A 24,849-nucleotide genomic window follows, 5' to 3' on the forward strand; every position below is an offset into this window, starting at 1 on the left:
CCGGCCCCGTGACGACCGGGATCAGCACACACCGGGCACGCCCGCCCCCGGGGAGACCACCATCGGCGTCTGCCGACCGCACCAGCTCTTCACCGCCCCGGCGGGAGCGGCCATGGGGCTCTGTTCCCGGCCGCGAGGCCGCCGGGGCCGCTCAGTGCTTGCGCAGGACGAGGAGGAGGTTCCAGGTGACGACCTCGCGCAGGAACGGCACGTGGACGATCGGCCGCATCCAGTCGGGCAGGTAGCGCGGCCTGACGTCCACCGCCGTCACGTCCCCGCGGCCGCGTGCCCAGCGGATCATCTCCTTGGCGTGGGCGGCGTACATGCTGCGGCCGAAGTCGTTCTTGGGGCGGCGGCCGTGCTTGCGGGCGAAGCGCTCGGCCGCGTAGGTGCCGCCGAGGTAGTGCCAGGGGGAGGTCTCGTGGCCGCCCCACGGTGAGAGCCACAGCGTGTACGACAGGTAGACCAGGCCGCCGGGCCTGGTCACGCGGACCATCTCGTCGGCCATCCGGGTCCGGTCGGGTACGTGCTCCAGCACGTTGGAGGAGAAGCACACGTCCACCGAGCCGTCGTGCAGCGGGAGGTCGAGCGCGCTCCCCTGGACCGCGTGCAGGTCGGCGTCGCGGCCGTGCAGCCGCATCTCGTGGGCGTCGGCGTCCACGCACAGGCAGCGCGCCCCGGCCTCGCGCAGCGCGTCGGCGAAGTAGCCCGGGCCGCCGCCGACGTCCACCACCAGGCGGCCGTCCAGCGGTGTGTAGGAGCGCAGCTGGGCCACGGTGTCGCGGGCCAGTGCGCCGTAGAAGAACGCCGGGTCGGTCTGCTCCCTGCGGAAGGCGGAGAACAGACCCACCGAGCGGCCGAGCGTGGCACGGAAGGGGACCGTGCCGTCGGCCCGGGTGCCGGTCGTGCTCACGAGGTCCCCTCCCCCTCCAGTGCGACGTAGTGGCGCAGGTGGCGCCAGTGGTCACCGCCCCAGTACTCGTCCGAGGCCAGGATCCGGCCCTGGGGCACCAGCGCGGCGATCCGCTCGGTGGCCAGGGTGTGCATCCGCATCGGAGCCGGGTAGCGCAGGATCACGCGCTGGGCCAGCGCCACCAGCGGCCACGGGGCGTACCGGAAGACCAGGCCCTTGAACGTGCGCCGCTCGGATTCGGGGACGCCGAGCACCAGCGCGCCGCCCGGGCGTACGACCCGGGCGAACTCGCGCAGGTAGCCCTCGGCGAGCTCGGGCGGCAGGTGCTGGAGGACGAGGTCGGTGTAGACCAGGTCGAAGGAGTCGTCCTCGAACAGGGACAGGTCGGGGCGCTCGTTGAGGTGGAAGGTGATCCGGCCGCCCGTCCGGTCCAGGCGGCGGGCCTCCGCCAGCATGGGCGCGGAGATGTCGACGCCGTCGACGCGCTCGAAGTGCGCGGCCAGCGCGTTGGACAGCCGTCCCGCGCCGCAGCCGAAGTCCAGGACGCGCCCGCGGCCCGGCTGGGCGCCCAGTTCTTCGAGACGGGCGAGGGCGGGATCGATCTCGGCGCGGCCGGAGGCGAGGAACTCGTCGTCGTCCCAGCCGCCGGCGCGCTTACCAGGGTCGACGCACACCGCCCACAGCGGCTCGGCGGAACCCAGCCGGGTCCAGTCCCGGCGCAGTTGTTCGAGCCCCACCGGCCTCACCTCCACGTTTCTGAAGCTTGTTCTCGTTCCGTCTGAACGGAACGTCACGGCCTGCGGCAACAGTCAAGGACAAAACTGGAACGTGTTGTATTCTGTCATCCCTTGTCCGGGTAGGCCAACCTATGGCGTGGAGAGACCGATGCTGCCTGCTTCCGCCCTCGCGCTGGTACGCGACCGGGTCCTCCTGGTCGCCCTTCTCCTGATCGCCGCCGCGGTGGGGCTCAAGGTCTACCTGCTCCAGGCGTCCTACTTCGTCGAGGACGACTTCCTGTTCTTCGCCGGTGCCCACGCCACCGACCTGAGCCCGGAGTACCTGTTCGGCCTGCACAAGGGCCACCTGATGCCGGGCGGGTTGTTCCTGGTCTACCTCCAGACGTCGTTCTGGCCGTTCAACTGGTGGGTCAGCGCCGGGATCATGCTCGTCCTGCAGACGGCGGCGCTGCTCGGCTTCCTGTGGCTGCTGTGGGAGCTGTTCGGCCGGCGCTGGGCGCTCCTGGTGCCCGTGACCGTGTACGCCCTGGCCCCGCTGACCATTCCCGTCCTGGGGTGGTGGTCCGCGGCGCTCAACGCGGTCCCGCTCCAGCTCGGCATGGTGTTCGCGCTGCTGTGGACGGTCCGCTACCTGCGCACGTCGGACCGCCGGTTCGCGCTGTGGGCGGGGATCGCCGTCGGGTTCGCGATGCTGTTCAACGTCAAGGCGATGTTCCTGCCGGCGCTGCTCTTCGCGGTCGCCGTCGCCGTGCTCTACCCGGGCGGCCCGCTCACCGCCGCCCGCCGCGCGTGGGCGCTGCACCGGTCCTTCTGGACGGCGATGGCGGTCCTCTTCGGCGCCTACACCGTCCTGTACCTGGCCCGGATGCGCGCGGGGAACGGCGGCGAGGGCGCCGGCGTGCCGGAGTACGGGCCCGCCATGGCCATGGTCCGGGGACTGCTCACCGAGGTCTTCCCGGTCGGCGCGCTGGGCGGTCCCCTGGAATGGTCGCCCGTGACCCCGACCGGCGGGTTGATCGACGCGCGCGGGGAGATCGTGCTGGTGTCGTGGGCGGTGTTCGGCGTGATCGTGCTCGCGAGCCTGTGGCTGCGCCGCCGCGCGTGGCGGGCCTGGACCGTGCTGCTCGGCTACGTCGTGGTCGTGGACGTGGTCCCCACGATCGTGGCGCGCGGACGCTTCCAGGAGGTGGCCGCCGCCGACCCCCGGTACGTGGCCGACGCCGCCCTGGTGTTCGCGCTGTGCCTGGCCATGGCCTTCCTGCCGACCCGAGAGGAGCGCGCCCGCTCCGCCGTGGGCCCCGAGGCGCCGCCCGCGGCCCCGGGCCGCACCACCCGGGTCGCCGCCGTGCTGGCCACGGCGGCGTACGCCGGTACGGCGGTGTACTCCACCGTCGCCTACGCGGACACCCTCAGCGGCGACCGGCTCCAGTGGTACCTCGACACCGTGCGCGTGGCGATGGACGGCGTGCCGGAGGAGGGGGGACTCTACTCCCGCCCGGTCCCCGAGGACATCGTGCTGGAGTGGAACGGGCACCGGCGGATGAGCTCGTACGTCCTGGCGCCGCTGGCCGATCCGGACACGGCCGAGCGGATGAGCTCGCCGGAGCAGTCCGATCTGGCGTACGTGTTCAACGACGGCGGCTACCTGGTCCCGGCCCGCCCGTCCGACGACAGCCACGTGTTCGGCCCCGCCGCCGGCGAGGAGTGCATCGAGTCCTGGGACGGCCTGATGGCCTGGCCGGTCAGGGCGGACGGCGGGCCGCCCCAGATCGTCACCATCGGCTACACGTCCGAGGACGGGACCGAGGTCGCCGTGGCGCTGGGAGACGACTGGCTCGACGTGGAGCTGCCGGCCGCCGAGGAGAACAGCACCTGGTACGTGCCCGTGGGAGCGGCCGGAGACCAGCTGGCCCTGTACACGTCGGCGGACGAGGTGTGCGTGAGCTGGGTGTCGATCGGCACGATGGCCCCGACGGTCGAGGGCAACCCGTGGGACCCGGACGAGGGCGGCCGCACCGACCCCGCCGCGGACTGAGGGACGGTCCCGCGGCGCCGTTCGGGGCGCCGTCGGCTCATTCGCTCGGGACGACCGCCCGCTTCGGCACGGAGCCGGGTCCGTGGTGCCGCGACCACCGCCGGGAGGGTTCCTCCACCCACCGGTGCGTGGCCATGGCCAGCAGGATCGTGCCGGCGGTCACCGGGACCGCGTCCAGGAGGAAGGACCCCGTGAAGATCTCCTGGCCGGTGAAGTCGCGCCACAGGTACAGGACCACGAACTGCCACAGGAACACCCCGTAGGAGATCCGGGCGAGGAACTGGACCGTGCGGTGCCGCAGCAGCGAGTCCAGCCACCGCCCCCGCTCCCAGGCCTCGGCCCGGCGCAGGGGGAGCGGTGCGCCCGTGGGGCGCGGTGCCAGGGCGGCGGGGGCCAGGACGAGGAACGCGAAGCCGATGCCGGTCGCCGAGTCCACCGCCGAGCTCCAGACGTCCCCGGCGCCGATGAAGCGGCCGCCGGCGGCCGGTGTGGCGTTGAGCGCTAGGAACGCGCCCGCCGCCATCCAGCAGACCCCGGGGGAGGCGGCGACCGTCCGGCACACGCGCCGCACGGGTCCGTCCGGGCCGGGTTCGCGATGGGCCCACTCCGACACGACCGCCAGGGCCATCCCGGCCGCGAACAGGCCCAGCGCCCGGGGCAGCCACGCGTGCATGTACTCGCGCGACTCCGGATAGAACTGCGGCACCAGGGCGGCGAAGCCCAGCAGCGCCATGACGGCCAGGCCGCTGAGCAGGCGTCGGCCGCGGGCGTCCACCGTGGGGCCGCGCCGCGCCCACAGCGACAGTGCCAGGGCCAGCAGCGGAAGCAGCAGGTAGAAGCTCACCTCGACCGACAGACTCCACATCTGCCCCAGGCCGTACGGGCCGGTGCCGAGCCAGGGCGGGTCGGTGTCGAAGGTGAAGGTCAGCGTCAGGACCTCCAACCAGTGGCGGAGGTCGAGTTCGGCGCGCGAGTGGACCAGCAGGGCGGTCAGGGCCACCACCCAGTAGGCGGGGAACACGCGCACGGCGCGTCGCCAGAGGTAGGGGAGCGCGTGCGGCCCCCGCTCGCCGTCCAGGACGGCGCGGGCCCACGGCCGGAAGAGCAGGACGCCGGAGAGCGCGAAGAAGAGGGGGACCGCCAGGTCGAGGGCGCCCAGCAGGCCGCCGACGACGCCCGGGGCCAGGGAGTCGCCGGTCTCGGTGGCCACATGGAAGAAGAGGACCATCAGGGCGGCCGCCGCGCGGATGCCGTCGAGGGTCTCGTGGCGGCCGCCGACCTGGGGCAGCCGGCGGTCGGCGGTCGGGGAGAGGGTGCGCTCCATGGGGCCTTCCAGCGCGGGGGCGAGTCGAAACGCGTCTCACTAGAACGTGTTATAAAAATTCAGACACGCCCTGGTGACGTCGTTCACTACTGGGCAGTACTCTACCGGAACTGAAGCTAGTTCCACTCGCCCCCGCTGACTTCGATCCGATCCACCCAGTTCCAGATCCAGAACCGGACTCTCATCCGCCCAGGAGGGCACATGCGCCGTACCGTTGCGGTCGTTCTCATCGCGCTGGGGGTCTTCTTTCTTGCCTTCGCACCCATGATGCGCACGTGGATGTCGAGCTCCCTGATGAAGACTCCTCTGGACTACTACAGTCAAACCGTCAACGAAGGAGAGGTCGACTACTTCAACATCGAGGACGTGGAGGCGGTCGAGAACGCCCGGGTGGAGGCGCACTCGACGATCCGCGCCGACGTGGCCTCCAGCACGGACGACACCGTCGTCTGGGACCAGTTCACCTGGATCAAGGACGCCGACACCGACTTCGGCATCTCGTCGGCCAGCCGTCGTGCCGGGCACGACCGGGTCACCGGCGAGGCGGTCGACTGCTGCGACGCCATGATCAACGACGAGGCCACCACCCAGGCCGGAATCCTGTGGAAGTTCCCCTTCTTCCCGGAGCAGCGCGACTACGACTTCTTCGAGACCACCGTCCAGGAAGTCGTCCCCATGGAGTTCCAGGGCGTCGAGGACGTCGAGGGTATCGAGACCTACCGCTACGTCCAGACCGTCGAGCCGACCACCGTCGGCGAGCGCACCATCCCGCGCTCCGTGGCGGGTCTGGAGGGCGACGGCGACATCACCGGCGATGAGCAGTTCTCGATCGTGCGCACCTACTGGGTCGACGCCGTGACCGGAACCCCGATCAAGGTCAGCGAGGACCAGCACCGCGCCGTGGTCTACGAGGGCGAGGAGGTCCTGACCCTGCTGAGCGGTGAGCTCACCTTCGACGAGGCGAGCGTGCAGGACAAGATCGCCAGCACCGAACAGGGCCGGACACTGCTGCCCCTGCTGCGCACCACCATCCCGGTGGGGTCCCTGATCATCGGCGTCGGCCTCATCGGCATCGCGACCGTCCTGCTGATCGTGGGACGCCGCGGCGCCCACTAGGGACACCGCACTCTCTCCCCCCGGCGGCCGGCCGCCGGTACATCCCCCCGGTGTACCGGCGGCGCGGCCGTCTCCGGTAGCGACGACGACGGGAGCGGACATGTCCTCACCAGTGGGCCACCGGAGGGCCCGGCACACCGGCACCGTGCCCGCGGACCCCGTCGTGCCCGCCGAATCCGTCGTGCCCGCGGCACCCGGTCCGGACCCCCGGTCCCCCCGGGCCGCGCGCTCGCTCCCCTTCGCCCTGCTGCGCGCCTGCCGCCCCCGCCAGTGGCTCAAGAACCTCCTCGTCTTCGCCGCCCCGGCGGCCGCCGGGGCGCTCGGCCAGCCGTGGGCCCTGGCCGCCTGCGCGGCGGCCTTCGTCCTCTTCTGCCTGGCGGCCGGCGGGACCTACCTGCTCAACGACGTCAGGGACGTGGAACGCGACCGCGCTCACAAACGCAAGCGCGGTCGGCCGGTGGCCTCGGGCGAGCTGCCCGTCCCCGTGGCAGTGACGGCGGGCGCCGTGCTGGTCGCGGTCGTCCCTCCCGCCTCCCTGCTGCTCGGCAACCCGGGGCTGACCGCCCTGCTCACCTGCTACGTCGTCCTCACCCTCGCCTACACGCGCTTCCTCAAGGACGTCGTCGTGTGCGACCTGGTCGCGGTCTCCGCCTGCCATGTCCTGCGCGCCGTCGCGGGCGCGGTGGCCGTCGGGGTCCCCCTCACCACCTGGTTCGTCATCGTGGTGTCCCTGGCCGCCCTGCTCGTGGTGGTCGGCAAGCGCGAGGCCGAGCTGCGCGCCGCGAACGCCGTCGCGGCCGACGCCGTCGCGCCGACCGCGCCCGCCGACCCGGCCGCCGTGTTCCTGGCGGCCCGCGAGACGCTGTGCGGCTACTCCGTCTCCTACCTCACCCAGACCCGCACCACCGTCTCCGCCGCGATGATCGTCACCTACTGCGTGTGGGCCCTGGAACCGGCGGAGCACACCACCTTCCACGCGGTCAGTATCGTGCCCTTCATCATGTTCGTGCTCCGCTACAACCTGCTGGTCGACCGCGGCGTCGGCGAGGAGCCCGAGGAGATCGCGCTGCGCGACCGGCCGATCCAGGCCGTCCTCGTCGCCCTCGTGACCCTGGTCGGTCTGGGGATCTACCTGTGACCCGTCGCCGCCCGAGCCCGCGCCCGCGTCCGCGGGCTCGGGGCCGGGGCACCCCCGGAGGAACCCCGTGAACCATCCGACGCTGCTCACCGGGTGGGGCCGCACCGCGCCCACCGCCGCCCGCGTGGTCCGACCGCGCACCGCCGCGCAGGTGGCCGACGCCCTCGCCCGGACCGGGCCGCGCGGTGCCCTGCCGCGCGGGTTCGGCCGCTCCTACGGTGACGCCGCCCAGGCCGCCGGAGGGCTCGTCCTGGACTGCCGTGAGCTGACCGGCCCCGTGCGGCTCGACGCCGACCGCGGTACGGTCACCGCGCCCGCGGGCACCGCCCTGGGCCGACTGGCCGCCCACCTGCTGCGCCGCGGCCACATCCTGCCGGTGATGCCCGGCACGGGGTACGTCACGCTGGGCGGGGCGATCGCCGCCGACGTCCACGGCAAGAACCACCACCGCGACTCCTCGTTCGGGGCGCACGTCCGCTCCCTGACCCTGCTCACCCCCGACGGCCGCGCCCGCGTCCTCGCCCCCGACGGCGCGGACGCCGACCTCTTCTGGGCGACCGTCGGCGGTATGGGCCTCACCGGGGTGGTCACCGAGGCGACCGTGGCCGTCCGGCCCGTGGAGACCGCCCACATGCGGGTGGACACCGACCGTACCGGCGACCTCGACGCCACGCTGGAGCTGATGTCGCGCGACAACGGCGCCCCCTACTCCGTGTGCTGGGTGGACCTGCTCGCGCGCGGGGGCGCCCTGGGGCGGGGCGTGCTCACCCGCGCCCACCACGCCCGGCCCGCGGACCTGCCCCGGGCCCTGCGCGCCGACCCGCTGCGGCTGAGTCCGTCCCACCGGCTGAGCGCACCGCCGTGGGCCCCGTCCGGGCTGCTCAACCGCTGGACGGCGGCAGCGTTCAACGCCGCCCGCTTCCACGGTGCGCCCGAGCGCAGACGCGGCCAGGCGCAGCCCCTGCCGTCGTTCTTCCACCCGCTCGACGCGGTCCGGGGCTGGAACCGGATGTACGGTCCGCACGGGTTCGTCCAGTACCAGTTCGTCGTGCCCTTCGGCGCCGAGGACGTGCTCACCGGCATCGCCCGGGAGCTGTCCCGCGCGGGGGCGCCGTCCTTCCTCGCCGTCCTCAAGCGGATGGGCGAACCCACACCGGGGCCGCTCTCCTTCCCGCGTCCGGGGTGGTCGCTGGCCATGGACCTGCCCGCCACCCTGCCCGGGCTCGCCGGCCTGCTCAACGGGTTCGACGAGCGCGTGCTGGGCGCGGGCGGGCGCCTGTACCTGGCCAAGGACAGCCGCGCGCGGGCCGGGACCGTCCACGCCATGTATCCCGACCTGCCCGCCTGGCGCGCGGTCCGGGCCAGGGCCGATCCGGCCGGGATCCTGGTCTCGGACCTGGCCCGGCGTCTGCGGCTCGTGTGAGCGCGAGCCGACCGCCGGCCCCGGAGACCGTCCGGGCCGCCACCAACGCTTCGACTCGAAGGGACCGCCATGCGTGACTCCGTGGGTTCGGTACGCACCGTGCTGCTGCTCGGCGGCCGCAGCGAGATCGGCCTGGCCGTCGTCGAGCGGCTCGTCCGCGACGGCGCGAGGGAGGTCGTGCTGGCGGCGCGCGGCGGGACGGCGCCACCGAGCGCCCTGACGGCTCTGGGCGCCACCGTGCACTCGCTGGAGTTCGACGCCCGGGACCCCGACACCCACACCGAGACGGTCCGGCGGGCCGTCGGACTCGTGGGCGACCTGGACGTGGTGATCGACTCCTTCGGTGTACTGGGGGAACAGGCCGACTACGACGCCGACCCGGCCGCGGCCGCGCGCGCCGCCGCGGTGAACTACACGGGGCACGTGTCGGCGGGCCTGGCCGTCGCGGCGCGGTTGCGCGAACAGGGCCACGGAGCCCTGGTGGTGGTCTCGTCCGTGGCCGGGGTGCGCGTCCGCCGCTTCAACTTCGTCTACGGCTCGGCCAAGGCCGGGCTGGACGGCTTCGCCCAGGGCCTGGCCGACTCCCTCCACGGCTCCGGCGCCCGTGTCCTCGTGGTGCGCCCGGGCTACGTGCCGACGCGGATGTCGGCGCACGTGGAGCCCGCGCCGTTCCCCGCCACCCCCGGCCAGGTCGCCGACGCCGTGGCGACCGGGCTGCGTTCGGGCGCCACCACCGTGTGGGCGCCGCGCGTCCTCCAGCCGGTGTTCGCGGGGATGCGGCTGATGCCGCGCGCCCTGTGGCGCCGACTGGGCCGTTGATTCGGGCGCCCTCAGACGGGGCCTTCGCGCCTTGCGGTGCACTCCCTCGTTCCTTGGGAGTGCACCTCCAGTCACTCCAGGACCCGTCGGCGCCCTCATCTGTGCTTTCTTTGGGCCTCCGCTCGTTCCTCGCTTTGGCCCGGCCAACCCCCCTGGGGTCCCCGTGAGCGGGGCCGCTCACTCCACACCCCCTGGCATCACTCGGGGGCTCTGAGACGGGGCCTTCGCGCCTTCCGGTGCACTCCCTCGTTGCTCGGGAGTGCACCTCCAGTCACTCCAGGACCCGTCGGCGCCCTCATCTGTGCTTTCTTCGGGCCTCCGCTCGTTCCTCGCTTTGGCCCGGCCAACCCCCCTGGGATCACGGCAGGCTGAACGGCCTACCCTTCACACCTTCGGGCTCACTCGCGTGCGGCGGTCCCCGGGCGGTCCAGCTCCTCGTTGCCGACCGGGTCGACGCCGTGCGCCACCGGGCAGCCCGCCGGGAACGTACCGATCCGGTTGACGTCGTAGCCCCGCGGGTAGCTGCGGATGTTCGGGTTGTTCTCCGCCCACAGCGGCTCCTCGCGCGGTTTCATCCGGCGCACGATCCTCGCGCGCAGCTTCAGGGCGAGATCGGCGGCCCGGCGCCAGGACCTGCTCGGCGGCTCGTAGCGGAAGGCCTCGATGAGCGAGTCGTCGAGGATGGCCATGGAGAACCTGCGGGCGGCTCCGGACAGGCGCGGCGGATAGAACGACACCATCAGGTCCAGGGTCGAGTCCGAGACGCGCCGTCCCCCGTCGGTGTAGGCGAAGTGCTCGCGCTCGTAGCCGTCCATGAGGTCTCGGAACTCCTCGTAGGTCCCGGGGATGTCCTTGATCCCCATGTAGCGGCCCAGACGGCGGTAGTAATGCGTGATCGCGGAGATCTCGTGCGCGGAGAGGCGGCGCCAGCCGTAGCCGTAGTCGTTGAGCCAGCGCACCGGCATCACCACGAAGGTGCTGAGGACGTAGCGGTAGTCGTCGTTGCCGATGTCGTAGGAGCGGTGCATCTGGTTCATCCGGCGCAGGGCGTCACGGCCGGGGCCGGGCTCGAACCCGTGCTGGACCATGTTGCCCAGGATCAGCGCGGTGTCGTCGTAGCGCTTCTGCGTGCTGCCGGTGAACTCGTCGGTCTCCCCGAGCAGGCGGCCGATGCTGGGCACGGCGTAGGTGCGGTACAGGGCGATGCCCAGGGCGCGTCCCATGTCCCAGGGGAACTCGTGGGACTGCAGGATCTGCATGATCCGCACGCAGTCGGCCTCGGCGTCCAGGCGGTGGATCTCGTCGCGGAAGTCGAAACGCTTCATGGGGGTCCTCGGATGAGCGGGGGCGGGGGCGTGAGCGGAGGAGGGGCGGGACCGCGGGGGCGGCCGACTACCGTTCGGCGGTGTCCTCGGCCGTCGGCGCCGCGGACGCGCTCGCGACCGCCTGGCCCGGGGCGGGCACCTGGGCCCCGGTCCCCGGCACCTCCTGGGTGGCCAGCCCGTGCGGCACCGGGCAGCCCTGCGGGAACGTGCCGATCCGCGAGGGGTCGTAGCCGGTCGGGTAGCTGCGGATGTTGGGGCTCTGCCGGGCCAGGCGCGGCTCCACGCGCGGTCTCATCCGGCGCACGGCCTTCGCACGCAGCCGCAGTGCCGTGTCGGCCAGCTTCCGCCACGTCGCGGAGGGCTCCGGGTACCCGAACGCCTCGATGAGGCGGTCGTCCAGCAGCGCCCGGGTGAACGGGCGCACCAGGGGCCGCTGCCAGGCCGGGTAGAAGTCCACCATCAGCGCGAGGGTGGCGTCGGAGACCGCGCGTCCGCCGTCGGTGTAGGCGAAGTGCTCGCGCTCGTAGGAGTCGAACAGCTCGTAGAATTCCTCGTAGGTCCCGGGGATGTCCTTGATCCCCATGTGCTTGCCCAGGCGGCGGTAGTAGTTGGTGTTCGCGGCGATCTCGTGGTCGGTCAGCCGGCGCCAGCCGTAGCCGTAGTCGTTGAGCCAGCGCACCGGCATCACCACGAAGGTGCTGAGGACGTAGCGGTAGTCGTCGTTGCCGATGTCGTAGGAGCGGTGCATCTGGTTCATCCGGCGCAGGGCGTCCCGCCCCCGGCCCGGTCCGAACCCGAACTCCATGATGTCGTTGAGGATCAGCGCGGTGTCGTCGTACCTGTGCTGCGTGCGCTCGGTGAACTCCTTGGTGTCGGCCAGGAGCCGACCGATACTGGGCACGGCGTAGGTGCGGTACAGCGCCAGCCCCAGCGCCTGCTCGAAGTCCCACGGGAACTCGTGGCTGCCCAGGATGAGGACGATCTCCCGGCACTCGGACTCGGCGTCCATGGCCGCTATCCGGTCACGCCACTCGAACCGCTTCATGGAGAACTCCCGTCACCTTCGTGGCCCGCCCGGTCGGGCGGTGGTCTGCGCTGCGAATCGTCCCGTGGTTGAACGTTTCACGGCCCGAACTTTACCGGGAAGCCCCGTGTGTACAAGGGTTGCGGTGCCCCGGCGAGGTGCCGCCGGGGCGGGTGCTGCCGAAGCGCGTGAGGCGGCCGGTCGGGTGCGGAGGGGGTCGGCACGGAACGGGTCAGGCGGCCATGCGCTCCGCCACCCGGCTGACCAGGGCCAACAGGACCTCCTTGGACGACTGGCGCTCGCGCGCGTCGCACAGGATGACCGGGATCCCCGGGTCCAGGCTGAGGGCGTCGCGCACCTCCGACGGTTCGTAGGCGTGGGCGCCCTCGAAACAGTTGACCGCCACCACGAACGGCACACCGCGCCGCTCGAAGAAGTCCACGGCCGCGAAGCAGGTCTCCAGGCGGCGGGTGTCGGCCAGGACGATCGCGCCGAGCGCGCCCGCGGAGAGCTCGTCCCACATGAACCAGAACCTCTCCTGCCCGGGCGTGCCGAACAGGTACAGGACGAGCTGGTCGTTGATGGTGATGCGCCCGAAGTCCAGCGCCACCGTGGTGGTCGTCTTGGCCTCGACCCCGGACAGGTCGTCGATGCCGTAGCTGGCCTCGGTCATCACCTCCTCGGTGCTGAGCGGGGCGATCTCGCTCACCGAGGCGACCATCGTGGTCTTACCGGCGCCGAAACCGCCCGCCACCAGGATCTTGAGCGCCGACGGGACCGGGGCCTGGGTGTCGTCAGAGTCGCTGGATGCCATCGAGAACCGCCTGGAGTACGTCCCGGCTGACCGGGCTCTTTGCCGTGTAGGGTGCGCGGGCCAGGGCCAGGCCGCGGTTGAGGAGGTCGCTGAGCAGGACCTTGACGACGGCGACCGGGATGTCCAGGTGCGCGGACACCTCGGCCACCGACAGGGGGCGTCGGCACAGCTCCAGGATCCGGAGCTGTTCGGGTTCGAGCGCCATCTCGTCGATCTCGGCCCGCTTGGCGGCGATGACCACACTGATCATGTCGAGCTTGACGGCGTCGGCGTGGTCGCGGCCCTGGGCGATCACGTACGGGCGGACGAGGGGGCCCGCCTCCTCGGCCCCCGCGGGCACCGACGGATCGTCCGCTCCGTCAGGCCGTTCCTCGTGGTTGGCTGGCATAACCGTTTCCTATCGCGTGGATTCCCCGGTCGCGCCCTCGTGCCGGGGTGCGGCGTCCAGGTACCGACCCACCTGATCGACCAGGACGTTCATCTCGTAGGCGATGAGTCCGACGTCGGCGCTCTCCTCGGCCAGGACGGCCAGGCACGCGCCGCGTCCGGCGCCCGTGACGAACAGGTAGGCACTCTCCATCTCGACGACCGTCTGGAGGACCTCGCCGCCGCCGAAGTGGCGTCCGGTGCCCCGCGCCAGGCTCTGGAACGCGGAGGCCACCGCGGACAGGTGCTCGGCGTCCTCCTTGACCAGGTCGCGGGAACTGCCGATCAGCAGACCGTCGGCGGAGAGCACGATGGCGTGCCGCGATCCGACCGCTCGTTCGAGCAGTTCGTCGAGCAGCCAGTCGATGTCCTTGGTTCCGGTGCTATCGGGGGTGCTCGTCACGGTTACGCGTCCTTGTCGGTGTCGTCGGTCTGCTGCTTGCTCTCGCGCCGTCCACGGTCGGTGCCCTTCTGGAAGGCGGACATGTTCTGGCGCAGGCGGGCCAGGCGGTCCGAGGAGACGGTGGGGTCTCCTGAGGGCGTGCCGCCGGCCGCCGGGCCGCCCAGGACGTCGCCGTCGTGGTCGGTCGCCAGCTGCGGTGCCAGGTTCTCCTGCGGGCGCCGCTTGGGCAGGGGCGGGCGGCCTCCGCCCGCCTCGACCATCGTCTGCGCCCGGTCGGACGCCGGCTCCGACGGCGGAGTCGCCGTGTCGGCCGCCGACCGCCGGGTGGGGAGCGGAGGCCGGGCCTCCGCGCCGGACGGAGCCGGGCCGCCGCCCGGAGCCGGGGTGCGCCGGGGCAGCGGTCCGGTGCCGTTGGCACCGTCCGTGGTGCCGCCGGGCGCTCCGGGCCGGTCCTCGGTGCCGACGTCGCCGGACCGGCCGCCGGTCCCGGACGCGTCGTCGCGGTCACCGGCCCCGTCGCCCCGCGTGTCACCGTCCGGCACGGCCGCGGGCGCCGGGGCGGCGGAGAACAGCGAGGCCAGACCGGTGGCCGGGGAGGCCGACCCGTCCGCCGTGTTCCCGGTGCCGTCGGCGGCCTCGGTCTCGTCGGTGACGTCGGTCGGCGGAGCGACCGACGTCAGCACCGGCTTCGTGCCGTTACCGCTGTTCGAGGGGGCCTCGATGGCGTCCCGGGACCGGCCGACGATCTCCCGGACCTCCCAGATGTCCTCGTCGCCGTCCTGCCCGGGGACCGGTCGGCGCTCGCCCGAGATCAGGCTGTGGGGCAGCAGCACGATCGCCTGCACACCGCCGTAGGGGGACTGGCGCAGGTGGACCTGGATGCCGTGCCTGTGCGCCAGGTGCGAGACGACGAACAGCCCGAGGCGCATCTTCTCGTTCAGGCGCATCACGTCGAACTCGGGCGGGTCGGCCAGCAGCGCGTTGGCCGACTCGAACTCGCCCTCCGTCATGCCCAGGCCGCGGTCCTCGATCTCGACCGTCACACCGTTGGGCACGTCGTCGCTGCTCAGCCGGACCTGGGTGTGCGGCGGCGAGAACATCGCCGCGTTGTCGACCAGTTCGGCGACCAGGTGGATGACGTCGGCGACGGCGGGGCCGTTCAGGTGCACGCGCGCGATCCGCTCACGCTTGACCCGGGTGTAGTCGCCGGACTCGGAGATGGCGCCGCGCAGGACGTCGATGAGCGGCATCGGCCGGTGCCAGGTGCGGCCCGGCGCCTCGCCGCCCAGGATCAGCAGGTTCTCGGCGTTGCGGCGCGAGCGCGTGGCGAGGTGGTCGAGCTTGAACAGCTGGGCCAGCTGGTCGGGGTCCTCCTGTTCGCGCTCCATCTTGTCCAGCAGCCGCAGCTGGCGGTGGACCAGCGTCTGGCTGCGGTGGGCGATGTTGAGGAACACGCGGTTGACGCCCTGGCGCAGCTCCGTCTGCTGGACGGCCTCGTCGACGGCGGCGCGCTGGGCGGTGTTGAACGCCCGGGCGACGTCGCCGATCTCGTCGTCGGTCGTGGTCAGCTGGGGGACGGCCGTGTGGGTGTCGACCGAGTCGCCCTCGTGCAGGCGGCGCATCAGCGCGGGCAGCCGTGTCTCGGCCAGGTCGGTGGCGCCGTCGCGCAGGTCCAGCAGGCGGGCGGTGAGCAGGCGGGCGGAGCGGGTGGCCAGCAGGAAGGCGAGCCCGGTCACCGCGGCGACGCCGAGGCTGCCCAGCACCGCGGTGAGGACGGCCCTGTTCGCGTCCTCACGGGTCAGGGACGCGGCGTACAGGGCCTCGTCGGAACCGATGTCGGTGAGTTCGGAGAGGACGTAGGAGTAGTCCGCCGACCACTGGTCGGCGTCCACCGGCAGGGACAGGTCCTGGACCGTCTCCGCCTGGAACGTGAGCGGATCGGTGACGGTCTCCGTCTCGATCTGGCGGTGGATGATCTGCTGCTGCATGTCCAGGAGGCGCGAGTACTCGGGGCTGTCGAGCAGGGCCGTCACGCGCTCCTGCTGGCCCTCCCCCTCCAGATAGGGGGCGGAGGCGTCCAGGAAGCCCTGGTAGGAGCCGACCAGCCGACCGAACTCGTGCTGGTCCTCGTGCCCCAGTTCCTCGGTGGCGAAGGCCCGTGCGAGCTGGGCGTCGCTCTGCGCGAACAGGTCCACGGCGCGGAACAGGGTCGTGGCGGTGTAGGCGGGGCTCACCGCGGAGCCCTCGGTCCCCTCCCGTGTCTGCGTGTCGAAGGTGTCGGAGCCGGCCACGATCAGGGAGTTGTAGTAGGTGAGCACGTCGGACCTGGAGGCGGACCCCTCGTCCACGGCCTCCCGGATGCCGCCGATGTCCGAGTACTGGCTGTGCAGCTCGCTGATGCGCGCGGCGGTTCCGTCGGGGGCGAGGTCGACGAACTCGAAGAGGTCGTCGATGACCGCGCCCATCGACTCGTCGGAGCGGGTGCGGGACTCGGCCAGCTCCTGCTGCAGCGTCCGGTCCTGGGGGTTCTCGATGTAGGCGATCGTCTGGGACCGTTCCTGCATCACGTTCACGAGGCCGACGGCGGCGGGGGCGATCATGTCCTCGGTGGCCTTGGCCTGGATGATCTGGATGACGGCGTTTCCGGCGAGGGCGACGGTGAGGATCAACCACAGGGCGATCAGTGCTGCCACCGGGATCATGACCATGGTGCGGAGCCGGGCGGTGATCGTCCGCCTGCGTCGCTCGGGTGCTGCCTGCACGGTTCTCCTGTCGATCCGCGTCACGGGTGTTCCTCGGGGGCCGGGGGTGGCCGCTGGTAACTGGGGGAGGAGACGTCCAACCGCGCGGGGGCGGGGCGGGACGCCTCTCGGAGCCGTGTCCGCGTGCGGGCTAGGTGACGCGGACTTACCGCAGGGTAACCACTCGCGCATCCGCTCGGCGTCGCGGGTCGGCGACCAGGGCGTGGAGGGCGTGGGTTCCGCGTGCTGAGGCAGTCTGCCACGTTGGGCAGATATGTCCAGTCATCAGGTGGTTACTCACGAGGTACGGCCACTGCAGAATAGGACAAAGGTCATAAGAGTCAACAGGGGTGTGGCGGGATTCGCTCCGGCCGGGGCGGGCGGAAGGGCCGGAATTCGCTGTTCCGCCCCTGTGTTGCGACGCGGCGTACTAGCGTTGCCGCTCGGAGTAGGCGGGTCCCCGGGTCGACCGGGCACCGCGGGCCGCCCCGTGTCCCGTCCTCGGCGGCCGCACCGCGCGGTACGCGGTACCACTTCTCGGAAGGAGGAGGGCGCCTCCCCCCGCCGCGGCCGGTCCGGCCGCGAGGGGCGTGCGCCCCAACCCACTGATGGGCCAACCGTTCGGCGGAGGACAGGCCGCCATCGACGTGGCGGTCGCCGCCGTGCCCCTGATCGTCGTCCTCGGCGCCGCGCTCTACCTGCGCGACCAGCACCGCCGCTACGGGCGCCAGTACGGCTGGCCGGGGCGGCTCACCACGGCCGCGCTGGCCGCCGGCGCGGGCCTGGCGCTCTACGCCGTCTGGCCGCTGCCCGCGAGCGCCGACGGGCTGTGCGCCCTCGACCCGTCCTCGGCCGGACCGCGGCCGGGCTCCGCTCTCCCGTGGCCGGCCCCGGCCGACACGCTTCGCGCGATGGTCCTGGCCTTCGCGCTCTTCCTGCCGGTCGGGTTCCTGGCCCGCTGGCGCTTCCGCCGCGGCTGGGCGCTCACGCTGGCACTGGGGTCCGGCCTGGCCGTGGCGGCCGCGCTCCTGCGCGCCACCGGCCTGCTGGGGTTGTACCCGTGCGCGTACGCGGACACCTCGCCGGTGCTCGTGGGCCTCGGAGCCGCCGGGACCCTCACCGGCTGGCTGCTCGCCCGCTGGGTCCTCCCGCTGTGGCCCACGGGGCCGGCCCGGGGCTGGCCCGCCGCCCTGCCCGACCGCCTGGTCCCCGACCTCGGGCGCCGGATGCTCGGCGCACTGCTCGATCTGGGCCTGTGGTGGTACGGCGCGGCAACCCTGGTGGCGCTCCTGCGGGCCTACGAGGTGGTCCGGCCCACCGCCGTCGACCAGGTCCGGATCGCGGCGCTGCTCGGATGCGCCGCCGTCTTCGTCCTGGTCCTGCCCCAGCTGCGCCGCGACCGTGCCACGCTGGGGGCCGCCGCTCTGCACCTGGCCGTGACCGCGCCCGCCGCGCCGCGATCCGCCGACCGCTGGCGGGTCCTGGTGCGCACGCTGCTGCTCCAGGTCCCGGTCGCCCTGCTGATCGCCCTGGGCCCGGCCTGGGGCGCGCTCGCCGTGATCGCCCTCCACGGCAGCACCGCGGTCGTCCGGCCGGACCGCGCGGGGCTGGCCGACCTGGTGTGCGGGGTCCGGGTCCGGACCCGCTCGACTCTGGACGGCGGTCTGCCCGACCGCCTGGTCCGCTACGCACCCCCGGTCGAGGGCGCCGGGGCCGGGCTCAGTTCCATGCCAGGTAGCCCAGCAGCAGGCCGATGAACACCAGGAGCGCTCCGAGCCCGCCGAACATCACCCGCACGTAGCGTGAGAGCCAGGGACCGGAGACGATCCGGGCCAGCTCGGGCACCTCCGGGTCGTAGGAGACGGTCACGATCTCACCGGCCCGGGAGGCGGTCCAGCCCGAGCTCTCGTGCTCGGCGTGGACCTCCTGGCCGTCCTCGGTCCGGAACTGCACGATCATCCGCGAGGCGGTCGAGGTCTCGTGGTAGCCGATGATCCGGCCCTTGGCGCGCACACCGTGCCGCACCAGGCGCAGTTCGAGCCGGGTCTCGCGCGTGACCGACCACAGCAGGACGGCGCCCGCCAGGATGGGGATCAGGGGGTAGAGCTCGGCCATCGTGGGGGATGTCCTCTCGGGAAGGTCGCTGAGGGCGGGGCGCCGGGGCGGGTGTCCACCGGGCGGCCCGCCTAGGACAGCGGGGCCGTCGGCGGGCCGACCAGGCCGTCCGCCATGTGCGCCAGGGTCGCGTGGATGTCCTCGATCGGGCGCTCGGGCTGGAGCGTACGCCAGTCCAGGGCCACGCTCACCACCATGCCGAAGAGCGCCGAGCCCGCCAAGGCGGTGTCCAGGTCCGGTCTGACCAGCCCGTCGCGTGCGAGGTCGTCCAGCAGGGCGGTGATCACCCCGATCGCCTCGGTGCGGATCTGGTGGACGGCCGTGTACCAGGACCGGTTGGTGCGCCAGGCCTCGGCCATGAGCATGCGCGCCAGCGCCTCGTGGGCGCCGATGAACACCACACCGGCGCGCAGGACGCCGGCGAGGGCCGCGCGCGGCGGCACGCCGGCGTCGGGAGCGGGCACCGCCTCGGCCAGGGTCTGGGCCAGCCGGGTCACGCCCCACTCCATCAGGGCCGTGTACAGCTCGCTCTTGCCGCCGAAGTTGTAGTAGACGGTGCCCTTGGCGACCCCGGCCCGCTCGGCGATCTCGTCGACGGTCGTGGCGTCGTACCCCTGTTCCGAGATCAGCGTGATCGCCGCCTCGAACAGGCGCTGGCGCGTGGCCTCGCGGCGTCTGCTCATCGGGCGGTCCCCGCTCGGGGTGCGCACACTCATCTGGGGGTTGGACGCGGCCCCCGTGCCTGGGGGGCGGGCGCGTCCGTCTCCTTCCTACGACTCGTCACCGGCCGGCGGCCGACGGCCGGCCCGTGGTCCACGGCGGTCCGGCGGCGCGGGAGCCGCGCCCGGGTCCACACCGGGCGGCGTACCCCCACGCTACCCGCGCGCGGTCGGCCGCCCGGTGCGTTCGGCCACACGGTCAGAGCTTGAGCGCGGGGTAGAGGGCGCTCATGGTCCAGGTCCTCCTGCGTTCGACGGCCACCCACGTGAGCAGCAGGGGAATCACCAGCCACAACGACATCACCCCGAAGGCCTGCCACACCAGAACCATGTCTCCGCCGCCGATGAGGTGGCGCATCGCCGTCACGGCCCAGTGCAGGGGCAGGTAGGGCCCGATGACCTGGAAGAACGAGGGACTGGTCTCGATCGGGTAGGTGCCGCCGGCCGAGGTCAGCTGCAGGACCAGAAGGGCCAGCGCGATCACCCGCCCCGCCGCGTTGAACCGGACGTTCAGGTACTGCACCGTGGCGGTGAAGGCGGCGGAGGTCAGCAGCAGGAACGCGATCATCAGCGGCCATCGCTCCGCCTCCAGCCCCAGCAGCAGGTGCAGGGCCGTCAGCATCACCGCGACCTGTCCCGCGCCCAGCAACAGCGGGACCACGCGTCCGGCCAGCGCCACCCGCCAGGAGGCGGCGGTCGAGGACAGGGCGCGCGACGACAGGGCGGGCAGGACCATGAACACGACCATGGCGCCCACCCACAGCGACAGCGGCACGAAGAACGGCGCGAATCCGGTGCCGTAGTTGGGCGACTCGTTGTCGACCTCGGTGTCCAGGCGGACCGGACGGGTCATCATCTCGGCCGCCGTGGTCCGGCCCTCGTCGGAGTAGGTGGGGATCTCGTCGGCTCCCTCGGCCAGGCCGTCGGCGAGCTCGTCCGACCCCTCGGACAGGTCGCCCAGCCCGTCGTGCAGGTCGCCCGCGCCGCCGCTCAGCTCGCCCAGCCCGGCGTCGAGGTCCTCGGCGCCGCCGACGGCGTCACTGAGGCCGTCGCGCAGTGTGCGCGCGCCCGAGGCGATCTCCTCCAGCCCCTCGGCCAGTTCGTCGACCTGGTCGCGGGCCCCCTCGGCCTGGTCCACCATGTCCGGCAGGTCCTCGGCCAGGTTCGCGGCGTCCGTGCTCAGCTCCGCGGCCTCCTCGGAGGCCGTCCGGATGTCCTCGCGGTTGTCGTTGACGTACTCCGCCGTGGTCAGCCCGACGTCCAGCGCGCCCTGGACGTCGGTGAGCAGCGTGTACAGCTCGGGCTGCTCGGTCTCCAGGTCGGGGTTGTCCTCCAGGTACTCCGTCAGGCGCTGGTCCACCGCGGCGAGCTCGGTGGTGTCGATCTCCTCGGGAAGGGAGTCCAGCGCGGTGGACAGGTCGCCCGCGATCCGCGACACGGTCCGTGCGCGCTCCTGGAGGGCGGGCAGGTCCTCCTCCAGTTGGGGGAGCCACTCGTCGGCCAGCTCGTCCAGCTTCTCGACCTGGGTGGAGACCTCGTCGGAGGCGGTCGTGGCGCCGGTGGCCAGTTCACGCGAGCCGGCGTAGAGCTCGTCCAGGCCGCTGCTGAGCGACCCGGCGCCGGTGTGGGCGGAGTCGATCCCCGTGGACAGCTCGCCGGAGCCCTCCTCAGCGGAGTCGGTGCCGCCCGCCAGCTCGTCGGCGCCCTCGGCGGCCTCCTCGGTGGAGCCGTGGATCTCGTTGAAGCCGAGGAACATCTCGTCGAGGTAGTCGCTGACCGCCGACTCGGCGGCGGCCTCGCGGACCTCCTTGAACGCGGCTCCGGCCAGGGACCGGACGATGTAGCTGTTGGCGTCGTTGTAGTTGGCCACGAGCATGGCCGGGACGGGGTCCTCCCGGTCGCGCGAGGGGGAGGTCAGGTTCTCACTGAACTGTGACGGGATGGTCAGCGACACGTAGTAGGTGCCGTCGGCCACGCCCTGGGCGGCCTCGTCCGAGTCGACCAGCCGCCAGTCCAGGTCGGCGCCGTCCAGGAGGGTGTCGGCGAGCTCGTCGCCGGCGGCGACCTCGCGGTCGCCCACCTGGACCGGAACGTCCTCGTTGACCAGGGCGATGGGCAGGTGCTCCATCCGGCCGAAGGGGTCCCAGAAGGACCACAGGTACATGCCGGAGTACAGCAGCGGGATGATCAGGAGCGCCGCCAGAGCCGCGGTCGGCAGCGGTGAGCGCAGGAAGGACCGCATGGTGAGCAGTCCGAGCCGGGGCACCGCCAAGGGGCGGTAGCGCGGGGCCTTCCGCGTCCTCGTGCGCTCGGCGCGCGGGAGTCTACGCCTGGCCACTGGTGGGGTTCCCTTCGGTCCGGTCGTGGAGGAGTTCGTCGAGGGGGATCGAGTTCGGCGCCGCGTGCCTGCCCCGTCCGCCGCGCTCCGTGTCGATCGTTCCGGCGGTGCCGGCGGGGGAGGGGGCCGCGCCGGCTCGGGCGTCGGATCCCTGCCGGAGGGGGAAGGGGCCCTGTACGTCGCGGTCGACCGTGACGGGGCCCTCGACCAGCGCGGTGGGGTCGGCGCAGGTGGCGATCACGGTGAGCCCGGCGGTGGTGAGGTCGCGCAGGGTCCGCCACATCTCCGCCTGGTGCTCGCGGCACAGTCCCGCGTCGACGTCGTCGACCGCCAGCAGCCGGGGTTCGTTGACCAGGGCCAGAGCCGTGCCGAAGCGGCGCCGTTCCAGCATCGGCAGGTCCTTGACCAGCGTCGAGCGGTCGAGGTCGGCGAGTCCGGCGGCCGCCATGGCCTCGTCCGTGGTGCCGCGGGCGGCGGGGCGCATCCGCAGCAGCAGGCCCTCGGCGAGGTGCTCGCGGACCCGGAGCCGGTCGTCGAGGTCGTTGACGCCCTCCATCAGGCCGAGTGCGCTGATCCGCCGGGCCCGGCGCGCCTGCCGGGGCAGCTGGAAGCCGTCGACGTGCAGGGTGCCCGAACTGGGCTTCATCCGGCCGGTGAGCGTCAGAAGCAGGGCACTGCGCCCGCCGCCGGAATCGGCCTGGAAGACGGTGAGCGTCCCCGGCCGGGCGGTGAACCCCACGCCCGAGTAGACGGTGCCTTCGCGAGTGCCGAGTGTGACGTCCTCGGCGTGGACGCGAGCTCCGGTGGCCCGACGCATTCTGATGGCCTCCCTCCATTTTTGAACTGACCAGTCAGTACAAAAGCGACGGGTCCACGGTACTCCCGCGAACCCCTCCGCTCGAGCGTTGGCGACTGTGGGCTCGGGCACAACGCACCGCGCGCGGAGCTGCCGTGCTTTTTACGCGCTCGCGAGCTCGCGGCGGGATAGGCGAGGATGGGAGCGGACTGGCCGTGGCTGACGGAAGGAAACGGGATGTCGGAGATCGCCGAGCGCGTCAGGCGGGTCCTGGACGACCCGGGGCTGTGGCCGCGGGAGCCGAGGGAGGCCACCGCGCTGCAGCGCGAGATGGCCGGCCGGGTGCGTGAGGAGCCGTTGGACGCCGACGCCGTTCGGTTCGTCGCCGGGCTGGACGTCAGCTACGCCAGGGACGACTCCGCGCTCGCGGCGGCGGCCGTCGTACTGGACGTGCGGACGATGGAGGTGGTGGACTCCGCCGTCATCTCGGCCGAGCCCTCCTTCCCCTACATCTCCGGGCTGTTCGCCTTCCGGGAGTCGCCGCCCGTCCTGGAGGCGCTCGGGCGGCTCACGGTCACCCCTGACGTCTACCTGTGCGACGGGTTCGGCCTGGCCCATCCGCGGCGGTTCGGCGTCGCCTGCCATCTGGGCGTGCTGCTGGACCTGCCCGTGGTGGGCTCGGCGAAGTCCGTCCTCTACGGAAGGCACTCCGTGCCCGGCGACGCGAGGGGCTCGTGGACGCCCATGGTCGCGGGGCGCTCGGAGGTGGTGGCGGACTCCGCCGCCCTGGCCGCGGACGGGGCCGAGGTCATCGGCCGTGTGCTGCGCACCCGCGCCGGGGTCAAGCCGGTCTACGTGTCGGTGGGGCACCGGGTGGACCTGGCGGGCGCCGCCGACCTCGTGCTGCGCCTGTCCCCCAGGTACCGGGTGCCCGAACCCGTCCGGCACGCCGACCGTCTGTGCGGCGAGCACCGCAAAGCGGTCCTCGCCGCACGGAACGGCTCACAGTAGCCCCCGACCGCCACCCACGGGTGGGGTGACCCCCGAGCACGGGCCGAAGCGAAGCGGAGGCCCCGAGGAACACAGTCCTCTACCAGCTGGTGGGAACCGGGCGGCCCTCGTTGTAGCCCGCGGCGCTCTGGACGCCGACGACCGCGCGCTCGCGGAACTCCGCGAGCGAGGTGGCGCCCGCGTAGGTCATCGAGCTGCGCACACCGGCGATGATCTGGTCGATCAGGTCCTCCACGCTGGGCCGCTCGGGGTCCAGGTACATGCGCCCGGTCGAGATGCCCTCCTCGAACAGCGCCTTGCGGGCGCGCTCGAAGGGGGTGTCGTCGGCCGTGCGCAGCCGCACCGCACGCGCCGACGCCATACCGAAGCTCTCCTTGTACTGCAGGCCCTGGGCGTCGCGCATGACGTCGCCCGGCGACTCGTAGGTCCCGGCGAACCAGGAGCCCACCATGACGTTGGACGCGCCCGCGGCCAGCGCCAGGGCGACGTCGCGCGGGTGGCGTACGCCGCCGTCGGCCCACACGTGGGCGCCCAGCTCGTGCGCGGCCTCGGCGCACTCCAGGACCGCGGAGAACTGCGGGCGGCCCACGGCCGTCATCATCCGCGTGGTGCACATCGCGCCGGGGCCGACACCGACCTTGACGATGTCCGCGCCCGCCTCGACGAGGTCGCGGGTGCCCTGGGCGGTGACGATGTTGCCCGCCACGATCGGCACGTTCGGCGCGAGCCCGCGCACCTTGGCGACCGCGGCGAGCATCTTCTCCTGGTGGCCGTGCGCGGTGTCGATCACGAGCGTGTCCACGCCGGCGTCCAGCAGCTCGGCGGCCTTGCCCGCCACGTCGCCGTTGATGCCGACGGCCGCCGCGATCCGCAGGCGGTTCGCGCCGTCCACCGCGGGCGCGTACAGGGTGGAGCGCAGCGCGCCGGTCCGGGTGAGCACGCCGACCAGGCCGCCGTCGGTGTCCACCACCGGGGCGAGCCGGTGCCGGAAGTCGTGCAGTATCCCGAACGCCTCCTGGGGCTCCGTGCCGTCCGGGATGGTGAGCAGTTCGGTGGACATGACGTCGCGCAGCTGCGCGAAGCGGTCGACGCCGGCGCAGTCGGCCTCGGTGACCACGCCGAGCGGCCGGCGGGCCTCGTCGACCACGATCACGGCGTTGTGCGCGCGCTTGGGCAGCAGGTTGAGCGCCTCGCCGACGGTGCTGGCCGGGTTGAGCGTGATCGCGGTGTCGTAGACCAGGTGGCGCCGCTTGGTCCAGGCGACGACGTCCGCCACCACCTCGAAGGGGATGTCCTGCGGGATGACGGTGACGCCGCCGCGCCGGGCGACCGTCTCGGCCATCCGGCGTCCGGCGACCGCGGTCATGTTCGCCACGACCAGCGGGATGGTGGTGCCCGTGCCGTCCGGCGACGAGAGGTCGACGCTCAGGCGCGACCCCACGGCGCTGCGGCTCGGGACCATGAACACGTCGCTGTAGGTGAGGTCCTGCTGCGGGACCTGGTCGTTGAGAAAGCGCAATGCCTCTACCTCGGTCGAGACCGAAGGGGGTGGACCATCCGCTGCTCCCGCACGCGGCCGCCTGTTGATCCCCCTCTTACCAGTCAAGTATGCCGTCATCGATTAGGCCGGGC

Annotated in this window: 21 protein-coding genes; 7 read left to right on the top strand and 14 right to left on the bottom strand. The window is 72.7% G+C overall.

Features of this window, described 5'->3' with window-relative positions:
- Positions 1-151: 151 nt before the first annotated feature.
- Both M1P99_RS17245 and M1P99_RS17250 read right to left on the bottom strand, forming a co-directional pair.
- Positions 152-913 carry a bifunctional 2-polyprenyl-6-hydroxyphenol methylase/3-demethylubiquinol 3-O-methyltransferase UbiG gene (locus tag M1P99_RS17245; protein ID WP_304453633.1) on the bottom strand — a complete coding sequence of 254 codons (762 nt, stop codon included), beginning with the start codon at positions 911-913 and terminating at the stop codon, positions 152-154.
- A complete protein-coding gene (locus M1P99_RS17250; RefSeq protein WP_369696562.1) occupies positions 910-1,650 on the bottom strand; it encodes a class I SAM-dependent methyltransferase in 741 nt (246 codons plus the stop codon). Before M1P99_RS17250 ends, M1P99_RS17245 begins: the two co-directional genes overlap by 4 nt.
- 148 nt (positions 1,651-1,798) lie before the next feature.
- Between M1P99_RS17250 and M1P99_RS17255 the strand changes: the two genes are divergently transcribed.
- Positions 1,799-3,685, top strand: a complete 1,887-nt coding sequence (locus M1P99_RS17255) for a hypothetical protein (protein ID WP_304453635.1) — start codon at positions 1,799-1,801, stop codon at positions 3,683-3,685.
- Between the two features lie 37 nt (positions 3,686-3,722).
- On the opposite strand, the gene M1P99_RS17260 is transcribed toward M1P99_RS17255, so the two are convergent.
- A complete protein-coding gene (locus M1P99_RS17260; RefSeq protein ID WP_304453636.1) occupies positions 3,723-5,009 on the bottom strand; it encodes an acyltransferase in 1,287 nt (428 codons plus the stop codon).
- A 201-nt stretch (positions 5,010-5,210) separates the two neighbouring features.
- Between M1P99_RS17260 and M1P99_RS17265 the strand changes: the two genes are divergently transcribed.
- The 4 genes from M1P99_RS17265 to M1P99_RS17280 all read left to right on the top strand — a co-directional run bounded on the left by M1P99_RS17265 (position 5,211) and on the right by M1P99_RS17280 (position 9,505).
- Positions 5,211-6,125 (top strand): DUF3068 domain-containing protein, encoded by a 915-nt coding sequence (locus M1P99_RS17265; RefSeq protein ID WP_304453637.1) that lies wholly within the window; start codon positions 5,211-5,213, stop codon positions 6,123-6,125.
- Between the two features lie 100 nt (positions 6,126-6,225).
- On the top strand, positions 6,226-7,263 hold the full coding sequence (locus tag M1P99_RS17270; protein WP_304453638.1) for a decaprenyl-phosphate phosphoribosyltransferase: 1,038 nt from the start codon (positions 6,226-6,228) through the stop codon (positions 7,261-7,263).
- 67 nt (positions 7,264-7,330) lie between these two features.
- Positions 7,331-8,686: an FAD-binding oxidoreductase gene (locus tag M1P99_RS17275; protein WP_304453639.1), complete on the top strand. Its 1,356-nt coding sequence runs from the start codon at positions 7,331-7,333 to the stop codon at positions 8,684-8,686.
- Between the two features lie 69 nt (positions 8,687-8,755).
- Positions 8,756-9,505 carry an SDR family NAD(P)-dependent oxidoreductase gene (locus tag M1P99_RS17280; RefSeq protein ID WP_304453640.1) on the top strand — a complete coding sequence of 250 codons (750 nt, stop codon included), beginning with the start codon at positions 8,756-8,758 and terminating at the stop codon, positions 9,503-9,505.
- 398 nt (positions 9,506-9,903) lie between these two features.
- Here M1P99_RS17280 and M1P99_RS17285 read toward each other — a convergent pair whose 3' ends face one another.
- From M1P99_RS17285 to M1P99_RS17310, 6 genes are all read right to left on the bottom strand, one after another.
- Entirely contained in the window at positions 9,904-10,830 is a 927-nt protein-coding gene (locus tag M1P99_RS17285) for an oxygenase MpaB family protein (RefSeq protein WP_304453641.1), read from the bottom strand.
- Between the two features lie 67 nt (positions 10,831-10,897).
- Positions 10,898-11,875 (bottom strand): oxygenase MpaB family protein, encoded by a 978-nt coding sequence (locus M1P99_RS17290; RefSeq protein WP_304453642.1) that lies wholly within the window; start codon positions 11,873-11,875, stop codon positions 10,898-10,900.
- A gap of 211 nt (positions 11,876-12,086) precedes the next feature.
- Positions 12,087-12,668, bottom strand: coding sequence for an ATP/GTP-binding protein (locus M1P99_RS17295; protein ID WP_304453643.1), 582 nt, complete (start codon positions 12,666-12,668; stop codon positions 12,087-12,089).
- The gene (locus M1P99_RS17300; protein ID WP_304453644.1) at positions 12,649-13,056 is read right to left on the bottom strand and encodes a DUF742 domain-containing protein; all 408 of its coding nucleotides are present in this window, start codon (positions 13,054-13,056) and stop codon (positions 12,649-12,651) included. Before M1P99_RS17300 ends, M1P99_RS17295 begins: the two co-directional genes overlap by 20 nt.
- 9 nt (positions 13,057-13,065) lie before the next feature.
- Positions 13,066-13,497: a roadblock/LC7 domain-containing protein gene (locus M1P99_RS17305; RefSeq protein WP_304453645.1), complete on the bottom strand. Its 432-nt coding sequence runs from the start codon at positions 13,495-13,497 to the stop codon at positions 13,066-13,068.
- A 2-nt stretch (positions 13,498-13,499) separates the two neighbouring features.
- A complete protein-coding gene (locus tag M1P99_RS17310) occupies positions 13,500-16,259 on the bottom strand; it encodes a nitrate- and nitrite sensing domain-containing protein (RefSeq protein WP_304453646.1) in 2,760 nt (919 codons plus the stop codon).
- Positions 16,260-16,846: 587 nt separating this feature from the next.
- Here M1P99_RS17310 and M1P99_RS17315 point away from each other — a divergent pair.
- Positions 16,847-17,995, top strand: coding sequence for an antibiotic resistance protein VanZ (locus M1P99_RS17315; RefSeq protein WP_304453647.1), 1,149 nt, complete (start codon positions 16,847-16,849; stop codon positions 17,993-17,995).
- Here the strand turns inward: M1P99_RS17315 and M1P99_RS17320 are convergent.
- From M1P99_RS17320 to M1P99_RS17335, 4 genes are all read right to left on the bottom strand, one after another.
- The gene (locus tag M1P99_RS17320) at positions 17,958-18,353 is read right to left on the bottom strand and encodes a DUF3592 domain-containing protein (protein WP_304453648.1); all 396 of its coding nucleotides are present in this window, start codon (positions 18,351-18,353) and stop codon (positions 17,958-17,960) included. The genes M1P99_RS17315 and M1P99_RS17320 overlap by 38 nt on opposite strands.
- A gap of 71 nt (positions 18,354-18,424) precedes the next feature.
- A complete protein-coding gene (locus tag M1P99_RS17325; RefSeq protein WP_304453649.1) occupies positions 18,425-19,069 on the bottom strand; it encodes a TetR/AcrR family transcriptional regulator in 645 nt (214 codons plus the stop codon).
- Between the two features lie 202 nt (positions 19,070-19,271).
- On the bottom strand, positions 19,272-21,314 hold the full coding sequence (locus tag M1P99_RS17330) for a YhgE/Pip domain-containing protein (protein WP_304455732.1): 2,043 nt from the start codon (positions 21,312-21,314) through the stop codon (positions 19,272-19,274).
- Positions 21,315-21,396: 82 nt separating this feature from the next.
- Entirely contained in the window at positions 21,397-22,227 is an 831-nt protein-coding gene (locus tag M1P99_RS17335) for an ATP-binding cassette domain-containing protein (protein ID WP_304453650.1), read from the bottom strand.
- 216 nt (positions 22,228-22,443) lie between these two features.
- On the opposite strand from M1P99_RS17335, the gene M1P99_RS17340 reads away from it, so the two are divergent.
- Positions 22,444-23,217, top strand: coding sequence for an endonuclease V (locus M1P99_RS17340; RefSeq protein WP_304453651.1), 774 nt, complete (start codon positions 22,444-22,446; stop codon positions 23,215-23,217).
- Positions 23,218-23,296: 79 nt separating this feature from the next.
- Here M1P99_RS17340 and M1P99_RS17345 read toward each other — a convergent pair whose 3' ends face one another.
- The gene (locus tag M1P99_RS17345) at positions 23,297-24,736 is read right to left on the bottom strand and encodes a GuaB1 family IMP dehydrogenase-related protein (protein WP_304453652.1); all 1,440 of its coding nucleotides are present in this window, start codon (positions 24,734-24,736) and stop codon (positions 23,297-23,299) included.
- Positions 24,737-24,849 lie beyond the last annotated feature (113 nt).

Origin of the sequence: Nocardiopsis sp. YSL2, from assembly GCF_030555055.1 — a bacterium.
Taxonomy (GTDB): Bacteria; Actinomycetota; Actinomycetes; order Streptosporangiales; family Streptosporangiaceae; genus Nocardiopsis.

Coding starts and splice junctions, on each gene's coding strand:
- M1P99_RS17255 (WP_304453635.1), top strand. CDS start 1,799: ATGCTGCCTGCTTCCGCCCTCGCGCTGGTACGCGACCGGGTCCTCCTG.
- M1P99_RS17260 (WP_304453636.1), bottom strand. CDS start 5,009: ATGGAGCGCACCCTCTCCCCGACCGCCGACCGCCGGCTGCCCCAGGTC.
- M1P99_RS17265 (WP_304453637.1), top strand. CDS start 5,211: ATGCGCCGTACCGTTGCGGTCGTTCTCATCGCGCTGGGGGTCTTCTTT.
- M1P99_RS17270 (WP_304453638.1), top strand. CDS start 6,226: ATGTCCTCACCAGTGGGCCACCGGAGGGCCCGGCACACCGGCACCGTG.
- M1P99_RS17280 (WP_304453640.1), top strand. CDS start 8,756: ATGCGTGACTCCGTGGGTTCGGTACGCACCGTGCTGCTGCTCGGCGGC.
- M1P99_RS17285 (WP_304453641.1), bottom strand. CDS start 10,830: ATGAAGCGTTTCGACTTCCGCGACGAGATCCACCGCCTGGACGCCGAG.
- M1P99_RS17290 (WP_304453642.1), bottom strand. CDS start 11,875: ATGAAGCGGTTCGAGTGGCGTGACCGGATAGCGGCCATGGACGCCGAG.
- M1P99_RS17295 (WP_304453643.1), bottom strand. CDS start 12,668: ATGGCATCCAGCGACTCTGACGACACCCAGGCCCCGGTCCCGTCGGCG.
- M1P99_RS17300 (WP_304453644.1), bottom strand. CDS start 13,056: ATGCCAGCCAACCACGAGGAACGGCCTGACGGAGCGGACGATCCGTCG.
- M1P99_RS17315 (WP_304453647.1), top strand. CDS start 16,847: ATGGGCCAACCGTTCGGCGGAGGACAGGCCGCCATCGACGTGGCGGTC.
- M1P99_RS17320 (WP_304453648.1), bottom strand. CDS start 18,353: ATGGCCGAGCTCTACCCCCTGATCCCCATCCTGGCGGGCGCCGTCCTG.
- M1P99_RS17325 (WP_304453649.1), bottom strand. CDS start 19,069: ATGAGTGTGCGCACCCCGAGCGGGGACCGCCCGATGAGCAGACGCCGC.
- M1P99_RS17330 (WP_304455732.1), bottom strand. CDS start 21,314: ATGCGGTCCTTCCTGCGCTCACCGCTGCCGACCGCGGCTCTGGCGGCG.
- M1P99_RS17335 (WP_304453650.1), bottom strand. CDS start 22,227: ATGCGTCGGGCCACCGGAGCTCGCGTCCACGCCGAGGACGTCACACTC.
- M1P99_RS17340 (WP_304453651.1), top strand. CDS start 22,444: ATGTCGGAGATCGCCGAGCGCGTCAGGCGGGTCCTGGACGACCCGGGG.